This window comes from Rothia sp. HMSC072E10, assembly GCF_001813965.1.
GTDB lineage: Bacteria > Actinomycetota > Actinomycetes > Actinomycetales > Micrococcaceae > Rothia > Rothia mucilaginosa_A.
In genome coordinates this window covers 131713-154630 of record NZ_KV814489.1, presented here as the reverse complement: position 1 = coordinate 154630, position 22918 = coordinate 131713, and the positions used below count along the sequence as shown (strand labels likewise).

Here is a 22918-nt window from a genome sequence, read left to right as displayed (position 1 = left end):
GTGGAGAGCCGCTGAGGCGGCGCAGACGTCGCGAGGCCCGCCCGCACCGAGTGGTGCGGGCGGGCCTTGCCGGTTGAGGTTCCGGCGCTAACGCGCCTCGGGCACGCGGTAGTAGGCGCGGGTACCCTCCAGGCGCTCCGTGAGGGTCGAAGCGATAATCAGGCTCGTGCGCGGCGGCAGGTGCTTCATGGTGGTGCTCACCGGGCCCTTCGCAACGTCGAAGCGCAGGGTGGCGCATCCGCACGCACGCTCGAGCGGGCCCTGGGTCCAGCGCACGCCCAGCACGCGCCGCACCGGCAACACCGACAGCCTGCGCACCAAGAAGCCGTTACGGATCAGCAGCAGATCGCCGCGGGCGTGCTCCTCGATGTTCGCGTCAGGGCGCGAGGAGGCGGGGCTCTGAGCCCCCTGCGCAGAGACGTTAATGCTGGTCAGGCCCTTAACGTGCAGGGTGAGCGGGTCAAGCCAGCGGGCCGTGGACGGCACCTGCAGCATCTGCGGGGCACCGGGCACCTGTCGCTTCTGGGAGCTGCGCGCCGCGGCCATGAGCACCTGCGCCTGCTGCTCGTCCAGCCCCGGCAGGAGCAGACGCAGCACCGCGGCGGTCTCGCGTGCATTGCCCACCGGCAGGGCCACGTTGCGGGTCAGCCCGCCCTGATCGGGCCTGTCGATACCCACGCCGGCGATGGTCATCTTGATGCGGTACCAACCGAACATCTTCCAGAGAATCGACTGCTCAACCTGAACCGCCTGCACGCGCTCCGGCAGCACGTTCTGCGTGTGGGTTCCGGTGAAGCCGTAGCGCAGGGTGAGGGCCCCGCGGTCACCGCAATAAATCCTGAACCGCGCGGAGTTATCGAAGCGGGTCCACAGCGCACCCGCGTAACCGATGAGCGGCGCGCCGAGGCTCGGGAGGGCAAACATCGGGATGTACAGCGGGCTGATTCCACTGAAAATTGCCGTGATAATTGCGCCCATACCCATGACGATGACCAGCGGGATAACCCACACGAGGTTCTCCAGCAGAATCGACATGATGAGGGTGCCGGTCGAGATGCGGAAGGCCACCGCACCCTCGGGGTTACCGGGTTCGGGGAAGTTTCCGGCCGGAGCGGGCGAAGCGGCGGGGTAGGCCGCGGGAGCCGAGTCGGACTGCGCAGGATGAGGCTGCGAGACGCCGGGCTGGGGCACGCTGGACTGGGATACGCCGGGCCGGGGCGCACCGGACTGAATCGAGGGAGCAGGCTGAGCCGGGGATGCAGGCTGAGCCGAGGGGGCAGAGGAAGCCGCGCCCGAGGGGAGCGGCGCATCCGACCGGTAGCCGACCCGGGCTCCCCTGCCCTGAGCCCGCAGAATCGAGATGCTCTGCAGAGCCGCATGACGCAACCGGGTGGCCTTCGCCCGCGACAGGTACTTGATGTGCAGCGCCTCGCCGGAGCCGTCCGCAACCTCGAAACGCAGCTCCGACAGGCCCAGCAGGCGCACCACCAGCGGGCGGGAAATATCCACGCTCTGCACGCTCTCCAGGCGGATCGTGCGCTCCTTCTTGAAGAAGATACCGCTGCGGCGGTGAATCGCCAGCTCATCCAGGTGATAGCGGGTGAACCACCATTGAAGCGAGCCAGCAAACAGAATCAGCACCAGAACGACGAAGCCAATCAGCTGCGAATACGTCGCGCTGAAATAGCTGTCGTCCTCGTTGAACACCTGCGTCAGGCGCGTGCCCCACTCGTTCGGCGGGGTGGTCAGAATATTCAGAATGATGCTCTGAAAGAAGCCGAAGGCCAGCAGAATAATGAACCACAGATTCATGATGAACGTGCGGATATCGGCGCGCCACCACGTCTGTTCCTGCGGACCGCCGGGGCCGCCCACACCCTGGCCGCCCGGCGCGCTACCGCTCGGGACGTTATTGTTCGGAACGGGCGCGCTCATTACAGGGCCGCCATTCGCTCATCGGCGCGGCGCACCAGCTCGGCGCGGACCGCATCCACGATGTCGTTCGGGACGCCGTACACCACAACCGTGCCGGCGGCCTCACCGGCGGTGCGCACCGTCAGACGCGACACCCCGCTGAGACGCTCGAGCGGTCCCGAATCGACGTCAACGTACTGGATGCGCCCGTACGGAATCGAAGTGATGCTGCGGAAAACCAGGCCGCGGCGGGTCATGAGGTGGTTGCTCTCCAGCGCGTAGGCCAGGGCGCGGGTGCGGCGCGGGGTGGTGAGCAGCCACCAGCCGCCCCAGAACACCGCAACGAGAGCCACCAGCACGCCCAGGATGCGCATCCACAGGGGTCCGTCGGTCAGAACCGCGAGTGCATCCAGGCCCAGCCCCACCAGCAGCACCGGCACGAACGCGGCCACGGTGTGGATGAAGCGAACCTTCAGGTAGCCGGGGGCCGCGGGCTGCCACTGCGGGTCGGGTGCGGCCTGCCGGGGTGCAGGCCCGCCCACGCCGGGCAGGCCCAGGGAGACCCCGGCGGGTCGTGCAGTCGGCGCGCCCTGCGCGGGGTTCTGTCCCGGGCCGCCGCCCTGCGGCATGGGATTCTGAGAATAATTGTTCGATTTAGGAGCCGGCATAGGTTCCTCCCTCTCGCGACTTCACGGAACCGGAGGGAGAATCGTCCTCGTCCTCCCCCGGCGGAATACGACAACAATGCTGCGCCCACAGGCCGGCCGCCAGCAGTGCAACGCTACAGACCAGGTTCACCACGACCTGCCAGAAAAGCGCAGACAGACCGCGGGCAGGCGCCACCGTCAGGTGAAAACCAAAGATTGCGGCACACACACCCGTCAGCAGGGAACCCGTCAGAATCGAACCCTGCGCATAGGCCAGGGCACGCGCAGCCAGAATCGGGCCCATGTGCGGTGCCTTCTCGCGCGTCCGAATACGGCGATACCGCGCCACCTGCACCCCCAGCCACACCGCGCCGGCGGCCACGAGCAGGCACACCAGCCCGAGCATCCACGAGAAATGCAGCTCGCTATGACCGGCGTTCACCAGCACCGCGTTCACCAGCACGGTCAGCGCCGCGGCGCCTATCGCCGTCCAGAGCACCGCCGAATACCGGAGGGGTTTCATGGTGTTTCCTTTCGGTCGATTCCTCTACCTTCCAGAGTGCCACACTTAGGGGCCAACGGACAGGTTCATTTCACGCATATAACGAATTGCGTCCTCGCCGGCATCCTCGTGGGTCAGGTTGAGGTCGCGGGAAAGCTCCGCTACGCTCACCGGCACGTAGGTCACGGCGCCCTCCTCGCTGCGCGCCACCAGCAGACGCGCCTCCGGATCCATACGCGCCCACGGCGTCAGCACAAAAGCCCGCTCGTGCGCGCGCGGGTGCGGCAGAGTCAGCACCGGGTCATCAGAGACGGTACCCTCGTAGTCAATCACGTCAATATCGAGGGTGCGCGGGCCCCAGCGCACCAGGCGCTCGCGGTAATGCGCCGCCTCCACCGCGTTGCACAGCTTCAGCAGCTCGTAGGGGCTCAGCTCGGTCGACACCTCAATCACGGCATTCACGTAGTCCGGCTGACCCTCCGGCCCACCCACCGGAGCGGTACGGTACAGCGGCGAGACCCGCAGGATGCGCACGCCCGCCTCCCGAAGGTCGACGACGGCACGCTCAATGGTGCTCTCGCTCTCGCCCAGATTTGAGCCCAGCGCCAGCACGGCGCGATGGGCGGAAAGCGGCCTGAGCGGCATCGTTAGCACCTCCCTTCGGTACCGGGCATGGCGGCCTGCAGGGACTCGGGAATACGCTCGCGGAACACGCTCACCGCCACGTTCTCGAAGGGAACGGTGATGGGGGCCTGCGGCTTGGAGACCTTCACCTCCACCGCGTCGATCCGCGCGAACTCGGAGAGAATCCCCTCGGCAATCCGCACGGCGAGCGTCTCGATCAGGTCAAGCGAGCCGAAGACGATTTTTTGGTGAATCAGCTCGGCCACCTGCGCGTAGTTCGTGGTCTTTTCCAGGTCATCCCCCGCGGCGGCGTCCGCGAAGTCGGTGTAGAGCGTCGCGTCGACGGTGAAGGGCTGACCGTCACGCTTCTCAAAGTCGAGAACGCCGTGGAAACCCACGGCGGTGATGCCACTAAGCGTGATGCGGTCGTGGTGGGCGTAGGCCGAATTCGGCATGGAGTCTCCTCAGTGGTTGGTTGTAGCGGGTACCCGGCGCGTGAGCCGAGCCCCGTGAGGCGCATAGGGGGGGCGGTACCTACATGACGGCGCGCAGCGCGGAGGCAATAGTCACCGCGTCCACGCTAGCGGGCACGTCGTGCACGCGCACCGCCCACACGCCGCGGGCGGCCACCAGGGCGGTCACCGCCGCGGAGGCTGCCGCGCGATGCTCGGCCGGGCGCGGCTCCGACAGCGACTGCCACAGCTCGCGCTCAGCCTCACCCGCATCGGTTGCGGTGAAGCCGGTCGCCTTCAGACGCTCGGCCAGGGCCGCATCCGCCGCGGTCAGGGCGTTGGCGATAAAACGCTTGCGGGAACCGGCAATGAGCAGGCGGTGGCCCAGGCCCTGCAGCTCGTCAACGGCGGCGAGCAGCTCCCAGTCCTGCACGCCGCCCTTCGCGAAGCCCAGGCCCGGGTCAAGAATCAGGTTCTGCGGCAGCACGCCGGCGGCCAGCAGGCGCTCGCGCAGTCCGGTCAGCTCCTCGACGACCTCGGTGACCACGCCGCGCGGGTACTCCGCCAGGCCGTTCATGGTCTGGGAGGTGCCGCGGGCGTGCATCAGGATGTACGGCACCTGCAGCTCGGCGGCGGTTTCAATCATTTCATCGCTTACGTTCAGGCCGGACACGTCGTTGATGATGTGGGCACCGGCGGCGATGGCGGCGCGGGCGGTCTGCGGGTTCATGGTGTCCACGCTGATGGTGGTGCCCATCTGCGCGACTGCCTCGATGACGGGCAGGATGCGGCGCTGTTCCTCCTCCACGCTGATGCGCACGGCACCGGGGCGGGTGGACTCACCGCCAATGTCGATGATGGAGGCGCCCTCGGCAATCATGCGGGCGGCATGGGCGATGGCGTCGGTGGCGGTGTAGTGCTGGCCGCCGTCGCTGAAGGAGTCGGGGGTGACGTTCAGGATGCCCATGATGAGGGTGCGTTCGGCGGCGAGCGCATCGCAGGGCAGGGGTGCGGCAGCGGGGTGGGGGGCGGTGTCTTCGGTCATGGTTTTAATCCTACCGAATCTGCCGAATGACACAGCGCGCCATATTTGCATATGGCATACCGATTTGGGGGTATCCTGGGAGGGTATGCTCTGCCCGCGTCACAGCGGTGTGGGTTGGGCACCTCATACACATACATACTCTAGGAAGTGACTCATCGTGAATTTGAAGACCGGCGCGTGGATTTTGTCCCTGATCGCGATTGCTTCGCTGTTCGTTATTGTTCTGGCCGAGAACGCTCCCGCGGTCCGCTGGATTGCTTTCGGTTCTGCAACCGGCTGCGGCTTCATCGCCCTGGGCCTGATCGTGACCCTCGCACTGGGCTGGGACAACAAGAACGAGGGCTAAGGCTCTTCGAGCCTTCTAAAGGCCCGGAACGGCGCTAAGCATCGGCGGCCCCGAGGGCCACAACCGCACGACTAAAGGGGCGGAGGTGAAAACCTCCGCCCCCTTTAGCGTGTCTATAATCTGTGAGATTTTAGCTCCACAAACGGGTTTCTTCCCAACCTTGCGGTATACCCATTGCCCGAGAGATATCAACCCCAGGAACGGAAATATTAGGACGTTCCTTCAGAATCTGCGTCAGAGATTCCGTGTCCCCGATTCCACCCTGGTCCATCAGATATTTGAGGAGGGTGAGCATACCGAAGGTCTTACGCATTTCGTGGTTTTCTTCATTCTGAGGAACACCGAACAGGTCAATAACCTCACGGATTTCAGGACTCTCAACCCTTCCACCCGATGTTGCCCTAGGTAGAAGAACTTTGGAGTGCACCCTGTTATACAGCCGCGCCTGATGAGCACAGATATTCCGAATCCCTCTCAACGAACGTATCCAGCTTCCAAGCTGCGGATTGGTACAGTTCATATCCTGTGCTATCTGACCACGGACTCTTCTCGGGGAAAGCATATATAGAGTCTGCAAGGCTCCCAGGTCTAGAACCTCTACCAGCACCCATACGGGGACTTTACCATCGTATTGTTCTATGTGATGTACAGCGAAATCTTCCTTAGAACGCTGAAGAGAGTCACCACAAATCTGAACAAACTTATTCCAAATTTCTCTCCTCGCAGGAGCTACATCTAATAGATTTTCCTTCTCATGAATTAGGGGGTCAATCTCTCCCAGTAGATACCCCAGCCTAGCTCGTAGATACACTTCAAGCTGGGATAAATGAGGAAGTGCAATAGAGCGCAGACGCCGGTCGTACTCATAAAGAGCTACAACGTCGTCAAAACGTACCCCTTCTCTAAATTGGTCAACCGGGGTAGTCTCTCCAGACGCATCACGCTCAGTCTGGCGTAGGGCATGCCAATATCCGCTAAGACGGTAGTAATTAACCTTGGCGAGGGATTCAATCGCTTCTTCACGATTTTCTATCGCCATCCCTCGTCCTTCGAGTATGGCTAGTTGCTCACCGTAGCTTTTAAATTCTTTAACTTCCCGCACCGTAACAAGATCCGAATCTACTGAAGATAAAAAAGAAGACCGGTCCTGTACTCCCGAAGGAGTGGTGCCGGTTCTAGTGGTAACAACTTTACATTCTCAAGTGCTCTTCACGCAAGGGCTCTCGTCATACAGCCCAACAAATACGACCACACAACGCAGGGGGCAGGATTCCTTAGAATCCTGCCCCCTGTCATATAGCTATATGCTCATCCCACCTGCTTAGCGCTGCGAGAAGATCAGGCTCATCGCCTCCGCACGAGTTGCGGTGTTCATGAGCGCGCCGCGTACCGCGCTAGTCACGGTCTTCGCGCCCGGCTTGCGCACGCCGCGCATCGACATGCACATGTGCTCGGCCTCAATCACCACTATGGCGCCGCGCGGGTTCAGGTGCTCCTCCAGAGCCTCCACCACCTGGGTGGTCAGACGCTCCTGCACCTGCGGGCGGCGGGCGTACATCTCCACCACGCGGGCGAGCTTGCTCAGGCCGGTGACCTTGCCATCCGGGCCCGGGATGTAACCCACGTGCGCCACGCCGTGGAAGGGCACCAGGTGGTGCTCACAGGTCGAGTAGAACGGGATGTCCTTCACGAGCACCATCTCGGAGTGGGCGATATCGAAGGTCGTACCCAGAATCTCGCCGGCGTCCTGGTGCAGGCCCGAGAAGAACTCCGCGTAGGCACGCGCCACGCGGGCCGGGGTCTGCTGCAGGCCGTCGCGGTCCGGGTCCTCACCGATTGCGAGCAGAATCTCGCGCACAGCCGCCTCAATACGCGGCTGGTCGACGGCGGTCTTAGCCTCGCTCATTCTCAGCTCCATTCTGGTTCGGGGTGCCATTCTCCGGGCGTTGTACCGGAGGCACGGGGTAGTTCGGGTACTGCTGCGGCGGCATTGCGACGGTCGGATCGGCGTCCGGGTCGGCCGCCGGTGCTACCGGGGCCTGGGGTGCCTGCTGAACGGGCTGAGTCGGTGCCTGCGGGGCAGGTGCCGCGGGGGCAGCCGGGGTTGCAGGAGCAGCCGAAGCTTCGGCCTTCTGCGCCTCCTGAGCCAGCTCGCTCGGAGCCTTCACCGGCGGAATGTCGGTGCGCTCGCGGGTCGGCTTGGAGTACCAGTACTCGCGCTCAGGGCGCTTGCGAACGTCCTTGAAGATCTCGGCAATCTCGTGCTCGAGCAGGGTTTCCTTCTCGAGCAGGGCGAAGGCCAGGCGGTCCAGCACGTCGCGGTTCTCCAGCAGAATCGCGAACGCCTCATCGTGCGCCTGCTCCAGCAGGGCACGAATCTCAGCGTCCACCTTGGCCGCAGTCTCATCCGAGTAGTTGCGGGCCGAAGCGCCCCCGCCGCCGAGGAACGGCTCGGTGTCCTCGCCGCCAAGCTTCACGGAACCAATCACGGAGCTCATGCCGTAATCGGTGACCATCTTGCGGGCGGTGTCGGTTGCCTTCTGAATATCGTTGGACGCGCCGGTCGAGGGGTCGTGGAAGACGATCTCCTCAGCCGCACGGCCACCCATCGCGTAGGCCATCTGGTCGAGCAGCTCGTGGCGGGTCGTGGAGTACTTGTCGTCCTGCGGCATGACCATGGTGTAACCCAGGGCGCGGCCGCGCGGAAGAATCGTAATCTTGGTGACGGGGGCGGAGTTGCGCAGTGCCGCCGCGACCAGGGCGTGGCCGCCCTCGTGGTAGGCGGTGACCTTGCGATCGTGCTCGTTCATGATGCGCGAGGAACGCTGCGGGCCGGCCATCACACGGTCGATAGCCTCGTCGATGGCGCGGTCGTCAATCACGTTGCCGTTATCGCGGGCGGTCAGCAGGGCCGCCTCGTTCATGACGTTCGCCAGGTCGGCACCGGTGAAGCCGGGGGTGCGCTTCGCAACCTGCGCCAGGTCCACGGTGTTGGCAATGGGCTTACCCGCGGCGTGCACGCGCAGAATCTGCTCGCGGCCCTTCATGTCGGGGGCGTCCACACCAATCTGGCGGTCGAAACGACCGGGACGCAGTAGCGCCGGGTCGAGCACGTCGGGGCGGTTCGTTGCCGCAATGACGATGACGTTCGAGTTGCCGTCGAAGCCGTCCATCTCAACCAACAGCTGGTTCAGGGTCTGCTCGCGCTCGTCGTTACCGCCACCCATGCCGACGCCGCGGCGGCGGCCAACGGCGTCAATCTCGTCGACGAAGACGATGGCGGCGGGGTCGCTCTTCGCTTCCTTGAACAGGTCGCGCACGCGGGAGGCACCCACGCCCACGAACATTTCAACGAAGTCGGAGCCGGAAATCGAGTAGAAGGGCACGCCGGCCTCGCCCGCCACAGCCTTGGCGAGCAGGGTCTTACCGGTGCCGGGAGGGCCGTACAGCAGCACGCCCTTGGGAATCTTTGCACCCAGGCGGGTGAACTTCTCGGGTTCAGCCAGGAACTCGCGGACCTCTTCCAGTTCGGCGAGCGCCTCGTCCACGCCGGCAACGTCGCTGAAGCGCACATCCGGCTTGTCTTTGGTGAACTTCTTCGCGCGGGACTTGGAGAAGCTCATCACGGAGGAGCCGCCTCCGACGCGTCCCATCAGGAACCAGAACAGCACACCAAAGAGCAGAATCGGCAGGAGCAGGGACACCAGGGAGCCCAGGAAGCTGTGCTCAACCGGCTGGTCCGTGTAGCTTTCCAGCTCGGCGGAGTTCATGGCCTTGACCACGTCCTCGGAGCGGGGCTGCACGTAGTAGAAGTTCACCGACTTACCGTAGTTGTCGTTGCCCTTCTTGTAGTCCTCCTTGAGCTGCAGCTCCACGCGCTGATCACCGTCGTAAATCTTCGCGCTCTTGACCTGGTGGTCGTTAAGCAGCTGAATACCCACGTTCGTGTCCACCTGACGCGAGGTCTGGGTGAAGAGGGAGCTCATGAAGAACGCCAGCATGACCACGGCAATTGCGCCCGGCCAGAACCAGGGGCCGTTGATGAGCTTCTTCAGAAAGCTATCCGTGCCCTTCTGCGGAGTATTGGGGGTTTGCGCCAATGCTTTGTCCTTACGTTGCGGCTGTAACCCGTTGGGGCTGCGGCATTTTCGTGCCGGAACACCCAACGATGCAACCTTAAATGTACCCTACCGCGGCCGGGGGCCAGGCACCCTTCTTCTCTATTTCACCTGCGGGCTAAAGGATGGAACCCTCCCTCAGCCATCCCGCGTGCGGGTACGGGAACGCCCCGCCCCCGCACAAACGGCGGGAGGCGGGGCGTGTATCGGCGTTTCGGGTGCCGACGATGAAGTTTAGGAGTACACGTGCGGGTGCAGGGTTGCGATGCAGTCCAGGTTGCGGTACTTCTCGGCGAAGTCCAGACCGTAACCGACCACGAACTCGGGCTCGATGTCCCAGCCAACGTACTTGACGTTGACGTCGGCCTTGACGACCTTGGGCTTGCGCAGCAGGGCGCAAATCTCAACGGTTGCGGCGCCGCGAGAAATCAGGTTCTGCTGCAGCCAGGCCAGGGTCAGGCCGGAGTCGATGATGTCCTCAACAATCAGCACGTCGCGGCCGACCAGGTCGGTGTCCAGGTCCTTCAGGATGCGAACCACGCCGGAGGACTTGGTGCCGGAACCGTAGGAGGAGACAGCCATCCAGTCCATGGTGTAGTGGCCCTTCAGCGCGCGGGAGAGGTCAGCCATCACCATGATGGCGCCCTTCAGCACGCCCACGAGCAGCACGTCCTTGCCGGCGTAGTCTTCGTCGATGCGAGCCGCCAGCTCGGCGACCTTCGCATTGATCTCTTCCTTGGTGAAGAGTACGTTCTTGATATCGTCCTTCACGTCGATAGCCTGCACGATAATTCCTTCGTATATTTGGACGCTACTGCGCCTCCGGGAGGGCGCAGACCGCTCGCTGGCGGGCACCCCGCACCGGACAATGTGGATGGTGTTCGCTTTAAGTATGACTTAAAAACGTGCTTCGGCGCACCTCACCAGCCCCTCGCGCACCCGCGGGGAGCCCGATTCGAGGCGTGTGCAATAGCCGAATCCGCACGTGGGGGCACTATATGCGGGCCGGGCGGCAGGTTTGCGGCGACCGGCCCCGAAGCCCCGGTAGCGGAGCGGTGGCTACCCGCGGGTGGGCACGAGGACCAGCGCATCCACGCGTTCACCGGTCACCGGGTGCGCAACCCTGCGGCGGCGGTAGGCGCTCACGTGGCCGGGCATCTGAACGGGCCCAGCTACCGCATATTCGGCGGTGAAGGAGTCCAGCGCCTGCAGTCGCTCGAAGCCGGGGTTCTCTCCCCCGGCGGCCTTGCAGGCGGCGGCAAGCACGCGCAGGCGCAGCGCCGGATGCAGCGCCGCCACCTGCGCACGGTCTAGCAGCACGGCATCCTCGCGCTCGATGCCGCGCACGGCGGTTCCGGCGGGTAGTAGCACCCGTTCGAAGGCTTCGCGAGCCTGCTCGTCGAGGTAGTCTGCATCCGGGCCGGCCACCGCGGCGGTACGGGCCAGGGAGCGGGCCACGTCCCCACCGAGGTGCTCCTCCAAGTAGGGCAGCACGCTGTGGCGGATGCGGGCACGCATGAGGGTTTCGTCGGTGTTGGTCGGGTCAATCCAGGGGGTGAGGGTTTCGGCCTCGCAGATATCGAGCATGTCGGCGCGGCGCAGGCCGAGGAAGGGCCGCAGGTAGGTGACGCCCCCTTCGACGCGCACGGGCGGCATGCCCGCCAGGGAGCGCGTGCCGGAGCCGCGGCTCAGGCCGAGCAGCACGGTTTCCGCCTGGTCGTCGAGGGTGTGGCCGAGGAGCACGGCGCGGGCGCCGGTCGCCTCAACAACCTTCTTGAAGGCGGCGTAGCGGGCGGTGCGTGCCGCCATTTCGGGGCCCATGTTGCCGACGGGAACCTGTACCTTTTCGGTGATGACGGGGTGAAGCCCCAGGTCGGTGAGGGTCTGCGCGGTCTGCGCGGCGACCGCGGTGGAGTCTTCCTGCAGGCCGTGATCGACGATGACGGCGCCCACGCGCACATCGCCGCGGCGGGCGAAGTGCGCGGCGATGGCGGCCAGCGCGAGGGAATCCGGGCCGCCGCTGCAGGCGACCAGGAGCAGGGGCAGGTCGGCGGCGTCCGGCTCGGGTGCGGTGCGGCTGGTGCGGGAGCGTCCGGTGGCTTTGATGCTTCCGGCGCCGAGGAGCTTTTCGAGGGCGGCGGCGAGGTGTCGGCGGGCGGTGCCGACGGCCGGATGCAGGCGTCCTGCGCGTCCATTCTGCATGGTGGTTCCTTTATAGAAATTGCGAAGTATCTATGTACATAGATACTTCACGAAGAGAATTTAGAAATAACGAAGGCTCAAGAAGTCAGAAGCCTTAGGAGCGCGTATGAAGGTACTCTTCTAACTCGTCCTGGCGGCGTTCCAACTCTTTCTGCATGGCCTTAAACGGTGAGGCATTCGAGTTGAAAACATATCCCGGGGCGGCTCGGTCTGTGGGCCAGCGAACTGCTCGAGCCGCTTTGAGAGCACGAGTTAGAGCGTCTTTCTGCACCTTAGGCGGAAGACCGATAGTCTCTGCGAGAGCAAGCCAATCGTCAACAGTAATCTTCCAATCTTCGGGCGGCGAACCGTCACCGGGATTCGAATTATCTTTTCCGTTAACGCTAAGCGCCATGGATAGAGATTTAATGTGCACGAGCGAACAGGGGATGTCGTAGATAGGAGCTACTTCCCATCCACGGCGTCCCTTGAGGAGCGAGATATTTTTTGCGTGCAGGTCCCCATTGCCGGTCAGCCAAGCGTAGAGAAAATGCATGTAAAGATTCCTGCGGGCAATAGCAGGGGAAGCAGCAAGCTTCACCATTGCTTGAATGACACTTTCTGTTGTCACAGCAGGATTATCTTCCGTGTATTTCTCACCCGAAGGAACACCCAAAATCTGTGCGCCATCCTCCATAGCGATGCGTCCCCCAGAGGGTGTTCGGTCGAAACGGGAGACCATCAAACCTGATACGCCGTCTCGATCATAGACAAGCTCATGCTGAGCTACAGGAATCCCCATGAGTGCGGCTGCGGTGAGGTGGGCAGCTTCGTTTTCCACAAGCCCAGGCATGCGTTGCGGGCTAATTTTCAGAAGCGCATCGTAGCCAGCGCCCGTCCAATGCACGGGCAGGGTTTTCATGACGGCGCTCAGCTTTTCTTGAACGCCAGGCAGTCCTCGGCGGTCAACCGTGCCCATAAGTTCCGCAAAGGAAACGACCTCAGGGTTGTTCACCAATGCGGCAGGAGCGGTGTACAGTTCCCGCCCGTGCTCAATAATTTGCACATCTCCTGGAACGTCAGAACCAATCACCAGCAACAAGCCCAGAGTGTTATTTTTGCTGATTTTTTTCTCGGAACTAACGACGTCGAGCCTATAGCCTTCAGGCAAAAGATTCTGAAAGAAAGGCGGAATTGATTCTGCGGTATATTCCGCGTTTAAAGGCAGGCTCGTGGCAATTGCTGGCCCTTTATAATCTGCCCGGTAGGTGAAATGAATCAGCCCGTTGGCGTCTCGCCTCAAGTATGCGGCGAGAACACCATCTTTATAGACATCTGCCATAAGTTCATCTGTCATGGCTTTTCTCCAGGTTCTGTTTTCTATCGCAGTGTGCGGGAGGGGTTAGGTGAGGGGGTTGGCAATAGTTAGCTCAATGCCGAGCTCTTGGGCGACTTTGAGGACCGCACCAATTGACGGGCCGGGTAGCCCACGCTCAATATCGCGGATTGTTTTATCGCTGAGCCCGACCATCCACGCCAACTCCATTTGGGTGATTTTTTCGTACTTGCGGACGGCGCGAACCTGCGCACCAAATTCTTGTGCGAACCCCGTTGCGTCGAATGCCATGGGGGTTTCCTCCTCACCGCTGCAGAACCTCAGGTTATACGAAGTATTCTTCGTAATATGCCCATATTAGCACTCCCAGAGGTACTCTGAGGCTGTTTTCCGAAGAATAGTTCGGTTACATACCCTTCCACGGAACCTCCGAACACAGCCAAGGAACACAGTAAAAGGGGGCGTGCCCACCGTCTCCAGCACGTACGAAAACTCGCACGAACCAGATACGGGAAACACGCCCCTTCCAAAAACCTAATGCGCCTAACGACGCGGCAGCTTAGTGACCCTCAGCTGCGAAACGGTCGATAGCCTCCTGGACCATCTTCTCGGCAGCAGCCAGGTCTTCCCAGCCCTCGCCCTTAACCCACTTGCCGGGCTCCAGGTCCTTATAACGCTCGAAGAAGTGCTGAATCTCAGCCTTCAGCTGCTCGGGAACATCAGCCAGGGACTTGATGTGGTCGTAGCGCTTGTCGGTGGGAACGCACAGAACCTTAGCGTCGCCGCCGGCCTCGTCGGTCATGTTGAACACTGCAACGGGGCGAGCCTCAACCAGCACGCCGGGAACAACGTCAACATCCAGAATCAGCATGGCGTCCAGCGGGTCGCCGTCCTCACCCAGGGTGTTCTCGAAGTAACCGTAAGCGGTGGGGTACTGCATGGAGGTGAACAGCACGCGGTCCAGGCGCAGGCGGCCGGTCTCGTGGTCCACTTCGTACTTCACGCGGGAGCCGCGGGGGATTTCAATAGTGACGTCGAGTTCCATCGGAACCTTCTTTCTCGTGAGTTAAGGTCACTTTCGCGGCGACATCGGCGCACGGGTGCGAAAGCTAGGTGTTGAACTCACCCATTGTAACCCGTTCGCACGTGCCGAAACCGCGTATTACGGGGGCAAAACGGGGCGGCGTAGGTAACGCCCCAATTCGATACCCGGCGTGCCCTGCCGCTATGCTCGAAGGATGCCCTCCTTCAATCCTCACGCACAGCCCCCCGGCCGCCCTCACGCCGGCCGACCCCTCACCCGCCGAGCCGCCCTCACTCTCGGCGGCATGTTCCTGCTGACCGCCTGCGGATCGGCGGCCGTGGACCAGAAGCGCCCCGAAGAATCCGCAAGCCCCTCGGGAAGCGCATCCGGCACCGCCAGCGAGCCGGCTACCGCCTCCGCAAGCGCCACCCCGAGCCTCGCACCCGCGCTGAACGCAGAGGATGCCGAGCGCCTGCGTTCCAGCCTCGACAAGCTATTTGCCGACGGCACCTACCCGCAGTACAGCATCCTCGTGACCGGCCTGGACGGCGGCCTCACCGGTACGGGCGCGACCACCGCGCCGGGCGACCTCTACGCCGCCAACGCCGATGCCGCGCGCGTGCCCGCCTCCACCTTCAAGATTCTGACCTTCTTCACCCTGAGCCGTCACGCCAACCTGCAGGGCCACCTGACCACCCGCGCGGTGCGCCAGGGCGATGCGCTGTACCTCGTGGCCGGAGGCGACTCCCTGCTGGGTGCGGGGGCCTCCGACCCGAAGCAGGTCGTGGGGCGGGCCGGCCTGGCCACCCTTGCCGAGCAGACGGTCAAGGCCGTTGCCGCGGGCGATAAGCCGACCGGCGCCATGCCCGTCTACCTGGACACCGCGCTCTTCACCGGCCCGAGCGTCAACCCCGGCTGGGAGGAGGGCGACGTGTCCAGCGGGCAGATTACCCCCATCCACCCGATTGCGCTCGAATCGCACACGGTGCCGGGCAAGTCGACCGCAAGTAACCCGGTGCGTCCGGAGGACGCTGCCGTGGCCGCCCAGCAGGCGTTCGTGGATGCGCTCAACACCGCCGGCAAGGAGTCGGGCCTGAGCTTCACCCTGGCCGAGCGCGCGACCGCGCCCACCGGGGCGACCGAGGTGGGGTCGGTGGAGTCGGCCACCCTGTTCGAGCAGGCGCAGCACATGATGCTCGAATCCGATAACGCCCTGGCCGAGGTGCTGGGACGCTACGCCGCCATCGCCGCGGGCAGGGAGGGTAGCGCCGAGGCCGCCCAGCAGACGGTACGGCAGACGCTCACGGATGCCGGCGTGACCGTGGAAAACCTGGTGCAGGCCGACGTGTGCGGCATGTCCCTGACGGACCGCGTGACCGCCCGAACCCTGGTGCAGACCGTGGCCCTGCTCAACGCCGATGAGCGCGCCGAGCAGCTCATGCAGGCCTTCCCGCTCGCGGGCGACAGCGGAACCCTGGCCGATCGTTTTGCGGCGGCGAATTCGGTGCACGCGCGCGGCTTTGTGCGCGCCAAGACGGGCACCCTCTACACGGTGTCCTCGCTGTGTGGCGTGGCGACCCGCCCGGACGGCACGCGCCTGATCTTTGCGATTATTCTGAACGACCTGGGCGGGGCGGAGGCCCTGCCCGCGGCAAAGGAGCGCGTGGACGCTGCGGCCGCCGCGATTGCGGACCGTTCGAGCGCGCCGAGTGCGTCCACCAATGCTTCTGCGGGGGCCTCTGCGGCGGCTTTAACCCCCGCGCCTGCGACGGCTTCGGAAGGGGCGAGTGCCCCGGTTTCTGAGGCGCCCGCGGCGGGTGCCACGTCCTAGCGGGTGTGCCCGGACGACCCCGAAATCCCCCTAAGTCATCCTGGATAGGTTGATTTTCTGTAGTGTTTCACGTGAAACCTGAAAATCAACCTCTCGGGGCGAGGGGCGACTCGGGGTGCTAATAAGCCCTCCCAATCGGGATTCGCACCCACTCCCCCGGCGGGTTTCACGCCCGTCCTATTTCCCTCTTCTCCAGCAGAAAAGCCACCATGGACCTTACCTTCACCCTCGCCGATCTGACCGCAACCTCAGCCTGCGAGCTGCGGCTCTACACCGAGCTTCGGGAACGTGCACAGAAGCAGACTGCGCGCCCGGCTGAGTCGGAGCTTGAGCGCGCCCGCGAAGCGTACCGCGAGTGCCTGCGAGTACTGACCGAGGGTGGGGTGGTCACCGGTGAGCATGCGGGCGGTAAGGCGCACCCGGTGCCCCTGGCGGCAACCTCCGCGGCGGGGCTGACCTACACGGTGGAACTCGACCGCCTGGAGTACGCAGTCACGAACGGTGCACCCGCGGACAGCACCGCCGAAGGCAATACCGCACGAATTATCTGCACCCCGCACCTGGGTGAGGCGGCGCATCGGGCGTTGCTGCGCGGTGCCCTGGCGGCGCACCTGCTGGCCGCCGGGGTCGCCAAGAGCGTCGAGAACACCAAGAATGCCGTGCGCCTCGACCTCCACCTGGAGCACGGCACTGAGGGATACGGCGCTGAGGAGTACGGTGCAGAGTCCGAATCGGCGACCCCGGAGCACCACTCCCCCGTTCCTCAACCTCACCGGGTTGATTCGGCGCGTATTCTGCCGCTGATTCGCCTGCAGGAGCAGCGCCTCCTGCTGCTCACCCAGGCGCTGAACGAGGGCACGGAACCGGCGGAACTTGCCGAGCGCATCCCGCATTTTCTGACCTGCGACGAGTGCCCGGCGTGCCTGAACTCGGCGGCGTCTCTTGCCCTCGCGACCGACACCCCGGAACTCGTCACCGAAGACACTGCCGAAGATACCGCCGAGAATCCCGAAACTGAGGAGCACCCGGTCATGTACCGGGTGCCCGCCGCGGTGGAGAACGACAGCGAACAGTACCGTCTGCAGTGCCTGCTGGATGCCCAGCTCGCCTCCCTGGAGGAGCACGCGGCGGAGCACGGCTGGGGTGCCGGTGAGCTTGAGGCGGCGATGCTGCTGTCCATGACGAATTATCACCGCCGCGAGCGTGCCCCGTTCTGGCGTGAGCACATTCGCCGCCTGGAGGACGGCCCGACGGCATGGGTGGCGAGCCGCGATTACGCGTACCTTGATCGGGTGCAGGTGCTTTCGGCGGAGCATGCGCATGCTCTTCTGAACACCCCCGCCGATTTGGAGGCGCTTGCCGCCGCCATGAAGGAGCCCACCGAGGTGCCGGACGCCCCCGGCTGGTATCGTGTGCGCGGCGCGCAGGTGCGTCTGTTGCGCGCGCGGATTGAGGCCGACCCGAGCCTGGTGATTGCACCCTCTGACCGTGCGGTGTTTTGTGCGTATGAGGCGGGGTCGAGCCCGCAGATTGCGCTGGACCGCATGGAGTCGCAGGTGAACTATTTCCGCGCGTCGAATCCGGGTGAGCGTGTGCCCGCCGAGTTGGCGGCGACGGGTTTCTTTGGCATGCGTGTGCTGGCGGTGGCGCAGGGCGGTTTCCGTGCCGGATCCGTGGGTTCTGCGGAGCCCGAAGAGGCTGCCCCAGAGTCCGGCGAGTCGGCTGGCGCTGAGTCGGCCGGCGAGTTCCTGGAGGTGCTTCTGCAGGAGCGCATCCGCGTGAAGGATGAGCCGCACCGTGCCATGCCCTCGGGCCTTGGTCCGGGCGATCCGGTGTCTACGGCGACGATTGAGGCGGCCCTGCAGGCCGATGTGCACGCACTGCTTTTCGATGGCGCGCTCATGCCGAGCGACCCCGTGCTTAATGACCCCGCGCCCGGCGAAGATTCCGGGGCTTCAAGCGAGTCCGAAGAGGTTCCCTCCTCGTCCCGCGCCCTGCCGAGCGTGGTCGAGGCGGCGGCTTCGCTGACGGGGGTGGAGAGCGCCTCCGCGGACCTGCTGTTCCGCCGCGCACCGCGCCTGAAGAAGGGCGCCTCGAACGCTAAAAATACAGAAAATCTACCCCGTGAGGTTGATTTTCCGGGCTCTGCCCTACCCACGGTGGATGCCGTGCACGCGGCGGTTCGCGCCCTTGACCGCTCCTATGTGGCGGTTCAGGGCCCTCCGGGTGCGGGTAAGACCTTCCTCGCCTCGCATGTGATTGCGCGTCTGGTGGCGGAGGGTGCGAAGGTGGGCGTGGTGGCTCAGTCGCATGCGGTGATTGAGAATCTCATGTCGGCGTGCTGCGCCCGTGATGGTTTTGATGTTTCGCGCGCGGTGCGTCTGCGCGGCAAGTCGGTGACTCCGGACGCCCCGTGGGCCGAGGTGTCTGATTCTGAGCTGACGGAGCTGATTGCCGGTGCAGGCGGCCTGCTATTTGGCGGTACGGTGTGGGATTACGTGAGTGAGCGTCGCGTGCCCGCCGGGTCGCTGGACGTGCTGGTGGTCGATGAGGCGGGCCAGTTCTCGCTGACGAACACGGCGGCGGCGGCTCGTGCGGCGCGTTCGGTGCTGCTGCTGGGCGATCCGCAGCAGTTGCCGCAGGTGTCGACGGATGTGCACCCGTACCCGGTGGATGTTTCGGCACTGGGCTGGTTGTCTGACGGGGCGGCGGCGCTGGATCCTCGTTTTGGCTATTTCTTGGGTGAGTCGTGGCGCATGGATTCGGCGTTGTGCGAGCGAGTTTCGTGGCTGTCTTATGATGGCGCGTTGGCGAGCGCGGCGGCGACGGCTGGTCGCGCCCTGCAGGGTGTTGCGCCTGGTGTGGTGTCGTATCCGGTGGAGCATGCGGGCTGTTCGGTGCGTTCCGTGCAGGAGGCGCAGGCGGTGGTGGATTGCGTGCGCGAGTTGTTGGGTCGTGAGTGGGTTCCGGCGACTGGTGCTGAGCCGCGCCCGTTGGCGGCGGAGGATTGCATTGTGGTGGCGGCGTATAACGCGCAGGTTGATTGTGTGCGTGAGGCGCTGATTGCGGCTGGTCTGGCGGATTCTTCGGGTGCTGGCGTGCGTGTGGGCACAGTGGATAAGTTCCAGGGTCAGGAGGCTGCGGTAGTGTTGGTGTCGTTGGCGTCGTCGCGGGTTGATTCTGGGCGCGGTGCCGGGTTTGTGCTGTCGCCGAATCGTTTGAATGTGGCGGTGTCGCGCGGTCAGTGGCAGGCGGTGTTGGTGCATTCGCCGTGGGTGGCGCGTTCGGTGCCGCAGGATGTTGAGGAGGTGCTGGCTCTGTCGGGCTTCGCGGGCCTGGTGGAGTAGCGCCCCTAGTGCGGCCCTTATTTTGCGCTCTTCTACACTCCCCCGCCCGCTGCGTTGCGGGTGTCTTTGGCGTGCCCTGATTCGGGTTCAGCCGGGCGGAAGCACCAAGAATGGATTATAGTCAAACTAACCCTAATGTCAATACTCAAAATGAGGAAAGTTTTTCAACTAGCGTTCATGTATATGATTCACATCTCTTATAGAATCTAAAGTATCGCGCGACACACTTCTTGTGCGGGGGCTCCCGATGAGCCGCCCCGTGCATCCTCAACCACCCCGTGATAACCGGCGGGCCCGTCATGACCGGCGGGCACAAGCGAAAACAAGCGAATACAGGCAGGCACAGCCGACTGTCGGGGTATTCACTCATACAATTGCGCGCTACGAATTGCGCACAATGAACTACGCACGACGGATTGCACGCCGCGCGACACCCAACCCCATCGTGGAGGTCCCCCATGAGTGTCAACACCGAGCTACTCAAGAATAGAGATTTTCGAAATACTCTCTTCGCCATTGGAGCCAACCAGCTCTCAGACTCGATGAGTTATATCACCACGCCCATCATTATTTTGGCGCTGACCGGCTCCCCCGAGGCCGCGAGCATCACCCTCTTTGTCGCGGGTGTTCTCGCCACCTGCGCCGGGGCGATATCCGGAACATGGGTTGACAGAATCGGCCCCTCGAAGTGCCTGGCGCTGTCCTGTATCGGCCAGTCGCTGTCCTGGGTTGCGATTCTTCTCTACCTCGTTTTCAACGTCACCAACATTTACGTTTTGGTGATCACGATTTCTCTCGCCGCCATCATTTCAACCTTCGACTACCCGAGCGAGCAGTCCATCATTACCCGTGTAGTCCCCAAGGAGCACCTGGGGTACGCCTCCGGTATGGGTGAGACGCGTGAGTCCACCGCCAACCTACTGGGTGGCCCTGTTGCGGGCATCATTATCGGCTTTTCGACCGTGCTCATGACCGCCGTTCACGCGGTCGTTAACCTGCTGGCGTTCATCGTCGCGCCCAAGACCTACGGGGCTAGTCGGCAGCCCGTGGAAGAGGAGGAAGGCGAGAAAACCAGCTTCTGGCAGGACTCAAAAGCCGGTTTTGAGTACATCCTGAAGAACAAGGTACTGGTGTCCATTGCGTTCGTTTCAACGCTTGCGAACTTTGGAACGGTCGGTATTCCGCTCACCTTCATCTACTACTACACACTGGAGGGCGCACATCCGCTCTTCATCGGCATCTTTGCGAGCGCCTTCGGCGTGGGCGTGCTGCTCGGTTCGTTCCTGGTCGGCCCGCTGACCGAGAAGTTTGCGCTCGGCCCGCTCGGTATCACCTCCCTGGCCATCATGTCGGCCTGCTACCTGTTGCTACCGGTGGTTCATTCGATGCTGTGGGCGGTGTGCCTGCTGATTGTGCTGGCGGGTATTGTGCTCCCTTCCTTCAATTCGAGCATCATTGCGTACATTAACGCATCCACCCCGGAGCACATGATCGGTCGCGTGCACTCGGTGCAGGGCATCCCGAACATGGCGCTGACCCCGCTGGCTGTTCTGCTGGCAGGCTTCCTCATTGTTGATTGGGGTATTACGTACACGGCACTGTTCTACGCGGTGTTCATTTTCCTGTCGCTGGTGGTGATGGTATTCCAGAAGCCGCTGCGTCAGCTGCCGCATATCTCGCAGGTAACGAACGCACAGTAGTTCCGTGGTAGCGCCGTCTATCAACTCCACTCAACGCCCCCGAAAGCGAATAATTCAACGTGCACTTGCATGAAAATTATTTTCTTTTCGGGGGTGTTCTACATCCTTTCAATAATTTTTACACGCGGTGTAACGTTTCAATAATTCCCCTTATCAATGCGCATTTTAGGGGTTTTGAGTGTTGCCGGTATTACGCCGAACCTTACGCTGGGCGTTGAAGGTTTTACGGCATAATAAGAGGGTGTTCGTTCTTACTTTCATCCAACGTTCCGCACAGCACTCACTCACTGCACTGTCGGACGAACTCGCCAAGCTCAACCCGCGTGTTGCCTTCGCCCAGACCTACCCTGACGAGATTCAGGGCGCCTTCGACCGGGCCAGCGATGCACTGCACGCGGCGCTGATGGCCGCCCGCGATAACGGCTTCTGGGTGGGCATCGGAATCGGCGAGCTCAACATCCCCCGCTTCGCCGGGGCGCTCGGCGCCGTCAGCACCACCGACTGCACCGGTGACGCCCTCGAATTCTCGCGCCTGGCCATCGAGGAGGCGCAGGGAGGCGCCCCCGTCCGCTGCATCAGCATCAGCGCGGACAACCACCACCTCGCCGAGCTGGCCACCGGTTCCGCACGCCTGCTCTACCGCGTCTGCGCCGACCGCACCGACGCCGAGTGGCGCGTCGTAAACCTGCTTGTACCCGGTGTGCGCGGCCAGCAGAAGGCCGCCGCAACCGCCCTGGGAATCACCACCCAGGCGGTCAGCCGCACCCTCGTCCGTTCCCTCTGGCACGAAGAGCAGGCCGCCCGCGGCGCGCTCATCGAGCTGATGACCCGCATCGAGCGCACGCACCGCCGCGCCGCCTAAGCCTCGGTAAGCCCCGGGATGCCGGCCCGCCCGAACACGCGGTGCCGGCGCATCCCGCACATCCCGTCTCGCCATGATGGTTCACGGCCGGGCGGGATTTTGTATTTTCGGGCTATTCTTCAGACCCGGCGGACCGCCCCGGCAGGCAAAACCGCAGAAAAGGTAAACTTATCTTTATGCCTCTCTCAGAACTTTCCGTCAGCACCCAGAACTACCTCAAGGAGATTTGGCGCCTCGAAGAATGGACCAAAACCCCCGCCACCGCCTCGGCGCTGGCCGAACGCATGGGCCTGCGCATCTCTTCGATTTCTGACGGCCTCAAGCGCCTGGCCGCCGCCGACCTGATTGAGCATCAGCCCTACGGTGCCATCGAGCTCACCGAGATTGGGCGCGCCTACGCCCTGGCCATGATTCGCCGCCACCGCCTCATCGAAACCTTCCTCGTGGAGACGCTCGGCTACACCTGGGACCGCGTGCACGACGAGGCGGAGGTTCTAGAACACGCGGTATCCGACTTCATGGTGGACCGCATCGACACGCTGCTCGGCCACCCGACCCGCGACCCGCACGGCGACCCCATCCCGGATGCCTCCGGTCGCATCAGCTTTCCACAGACCGTGCCGCTGAGCCAGTGCGAACCGGGCGAGACGGTCATGCTCGAACGCATTAACGATGACGACCCGCGCCTGCTGCGCTACCTGCACGGCCACGGCTTCGTGCCCGGCGCGCGCCTCAAGGTGGAGGAGGGCGCCCCCTTCTCCGAGGCGGTGAACGTGAGCGTGGTGGGTGCCGGTTCCGGCAACCTGCACGAGACGGACGAGAGCGGCGCGGTGGTCTCCGGGAGCACGATTATTCCGCTCGGTGCGGAGGCGACCGCCTCCCTGTTCGTATCGCGCCCCGCGCGCTAACCCCCGGGCTTCGCGGCCCCTCCCGGGCGGTGCGGGCACCGCTCACCAGCATGCCTTCGCAGATAGTAAACAGCGGGCGGG

Annotated in this window: 20 protein-coding genes; 6 read left to right on the top strand and 14 right to left on the bottom strand. The window is 63.6% G+C overall.

Going from position 1 to position 22918, the window contains the following annotated elements:
- Positions 1 to 87 precede the first annotated feature (87 nt).
- The 6 genes from HMPREF2944_RS04735 to folP all read right to left on the bottom strand — a co-directional run bounded on the left by HMPREF2944_RS04735 (position 88) and on the right by folP (position 5184).
- On the bottom strand, positions 88 to 1935 hold the full coding sequence (locus HMPREF2944_RS04735) for a PH domain-containing protein (RefSeq protein ID WP_070681016.1): 1848 nt from the start codon (positions 1933 to 1935) through the stop codon (positions 88 to 90).
- Entirely contained in the window at positions 1935 to 2582 is a 648-nt protein-coding gene (locus tag HMPREF2944_RS04730; protein WP_083313070.1) for a PH domain-containing protein, read from the bottom strand. Before HMPREF2944_RS04730 ends, HMPREF2944_RS04735 begins: the two co-directional genes overlap by 1 nt.
- A complete protein-coding gene (locus tag HMPREF2944_RS04725; protein WP_049333467.1) occupies positions 2569 to 3084 on the bottom strand; it encodes a DUF3180 domain-containing protein in 516 nt (171 codons plus the stop codon). Before HMPREF2944_RS04725 ends, HMPREF2944_RS04730 begins: the two co-directional genes overlap by 14 nt.
- A gap of 45 nt (positions 3085 to 3129) precedes the next feature.
- A complete protein-coding gene (gene folK / locus HMPREF2944_RS04720; protein WP_070681013.1) occupies positions 3130 to 3708 on the bottom strand; it encodes a 2-amino-4-hydroxy-6-hydroxymethyldihydropteridine diphosphokinase in 579 nt (192 codons plus the stop codon).
- Between the two features lie 2 nt (positions 3709 to 3710).
- Positions 3711 to 4142 carry a dihydroneopterin aldolase gene (gene folB / locus HMPREF2944_RS04715; RefSeq protein ID WP_049333471.1) on the bottom strand — a complete coding sequence of 144 codons (432 nt, stop codon included), beginning with the start codon at positions 4140 to 4142 and terminating at the stop codon, positions 3711 to 3713.
- A gap of 79 nt (positions 4143 to 4221) precedes the next feature.
- Positions 4222 to 5184: a dihydropteroate synthase gene (gene folP, locus HMPREF2944_RS04710; RefSeq protein WP_070681010.1), complete on the bottom strand. Its 963-nt coding sequence runs from the start codon at positions 5182 to 5184 to the stop codon at positions 4222 to 4224.
- 157 nt (positions 5185 to 5341) lie between these two features.
- Here folP and HMPREF2944_RS04705 point away from each other — a divergent pair, with 157 nt between their 5' ends.
- Positions 5342 to 5530 carry a hypothetical protein gene (locus tag HMPREF2944_RS04705; RefSeq protein ID WP_049333476.1) on the top strand — a complete coding sequence of 63 codons (189 nt, stop codon included), beginning with the start codon at positions 5342 to 5344 and terminating at the stop codon, positions 5528 to 5530.
- Positions 5531 to 5660: 130 nt separating this feature from the next.
- Here the strand turns inward: HMPREF2944_RS04705 and HMPREF2944_RS04700 are convergent, their stop codons facing one another.
- The 8 genes from HMPREF2944_RS04700 to ppa form a co-directional block, all read right to left on the bottom strand.
- The gene (locus HMPREF2944_RS04700) at positions 5661 to 6569 is read right to left on the bottom strand and encodes an Abi family protein (RefSeq protein ID WP_083313069.1); all 909 of its coding nucleotides are present in this window, start codon (positions 6567 to 6569) and stop codon (positions 5661 to 5663) included.
- Between the two features lie 282 nt (positions 6570 to 6851).
- Positions 6852 to 7436, bottom strand: coding sequence for a GTP cyclohydrolase I FolE (gene folE, locus HMPREF2944_RS04695; RefSeq protein ID WP_049333477.1), 585 nt, complete (start codon positions 7434 to 7436; stop codon positions 6852 to 6854).
- Positions 7423 to 9630 carry an ATP-dependent zinc metalloprotease FtsH gene (gene ftsH, locus HMPREF2944_RS04690; protein ID WP_070681004.1) on the bottom strand — a complete coding sequence of 736 codons (2208 nt, stop codon included), beginning with the start codon at positions 9628 to 9630 and terminating at the stop codon, positions 7423 to 7425. The genes folE and ftsH overlap by 14 nt, the downstream gene beginning before the upstream one ends.
- A 252-nt stretch (positions 9631 to 9882) precedes the next feature.
- Positions 9883 to 10434, bottom strand: coding sequence for a hypoxanthine phosphoribosyltransferase (hpt, locus tag HMPREF2944_RS04685; protein ID WP_049333480.1), 552 nt, complete (start codon positions 10432 to 10434; stop codon positions 9883 to 9885).
- A 273-nt stretch (positions 10435 to 10707) separates the two neighbouring features.
- Positions 10708 to 11850 (bottom strand): tRNA lysidine(34) synthetase TilS, encoded by a 1143-nt coding sequence (tilS, locus tag HMPREF2944_RS04680; RefSeq protein WP_070681001.1) that lies wholly within the window; start codon positions 11848 to 11850, stop codon positions 10708 to 10710.
- A 94-nt stretch (positions 11851 to 11944) separates the two neighbouring features.
- The gene (locus tag HMPREF2944_RS04675) at positions 11945 to 13186 is read right to left on the bottom strand and encodes a type II toxin-antitoxin system HipA family toxin (RefSeq protein WP_049344280.1); all 1242 of its coding nucleotides are present in this window, start codon (positions 13184 to 13186) and stop codon (positions 11945 to 11947) included.
- Between the two features lie 45 nt (positions 13187 to 13231).
- Complete coding sequence (locus tag HMPREF2944_RS04670; RefSeq protein ID WP_049344278.1) at positions 13232 to 13456, bottom strand: helix-turn-helix domain-containing protein; 225 nt, start codon at positions 13454 to 13456, stop codon at positions 13232 to 13234.
- A gap of 268 nt (positions 13457 to 13724) precedes the next feature.
- Complete coding sequence (ppa, locus tag HMPREF2944_RS04665) at positions 13725 to 14210, bottom strand: inorganic diphosphatase (protein ID WP_049344276.1); 486 nt, start codon at positions 14208 to 14210, stop codon at positions 13725 to 13727.
- A gap of 193 nt (positions 14211 to 14403) precedes the next feature.
- Here ppa and dacB point away from each other — a divergent pair, with 193 nt between their 5' ends.
- From dacB to HMPREF2944_RS04640, 5 genes are all read left to right on the top strand, one after another.
- Complete coding sequence (gene dacB / locus HMPREF2944_RS04660) at positions 14404 to 16020, top strand: D-alanyl-D-alanine carboxypeptidase/D-alanyl-D-alanine endopeptidase (RefSeq protein WP_070680998.1); 1617 nt, start codon at positions 14404 to 14406, stop codon at positions 16018 to 16020.
- A 209-nt stretch (positions 16021 to 16229) separates the two neighbouring features.
- The gene (locus tag HMPREF2944_RS04655; RefSeq protein WP_070680995.1) at positions 16230 to 19367 is read left to right on the top strand and encodes a DEAD/DEAH box helicase; all 3138 of its coding nucleotides are present in this window, start codon (positions 16230 to 16232) and stop codon (positions 19365 to 19367) included.
- Between the two features lie 458 nt (positions 19368 to 19825).
- Positions 19826 to 21067, top strand: coding sequence for an MFS transporter (locus HMPREF2944_RS04650; protein WP_070680992.1), 1242 nt, complete (start codon positions 19826 to 19828; stop codon positions 21065 to 21067).
- A 241-nt stretch (positions 21068 to 21308) separates the two neighbouring features.
- A complete protein-coding gene (locus HMPREF2944_RS04645; protein WP_239662801.1) occupies positions 21309 to 21929 on the top strand; it encodes a recombinase RecJ in 621 nt (206 codons plus the stop codon).
- 176 nt (positions 21930 to 22105) lie between these two features.
- Positions 22106 to 22837 carry a metal-dependent transcriptional regulator gene (locus HMPREF2944_RS04640; RefSeq protein WP_070680989.1) on the top strand — a complete coding sequence of 244 codons (732 nt, stop codon included), beginning with the start codon at positions 22106 to 22108 and terminating at the stop codon, positions 22835 to 22837.
- Positions 22838 to 22918 lie beyond the last annotated feature (81 nt).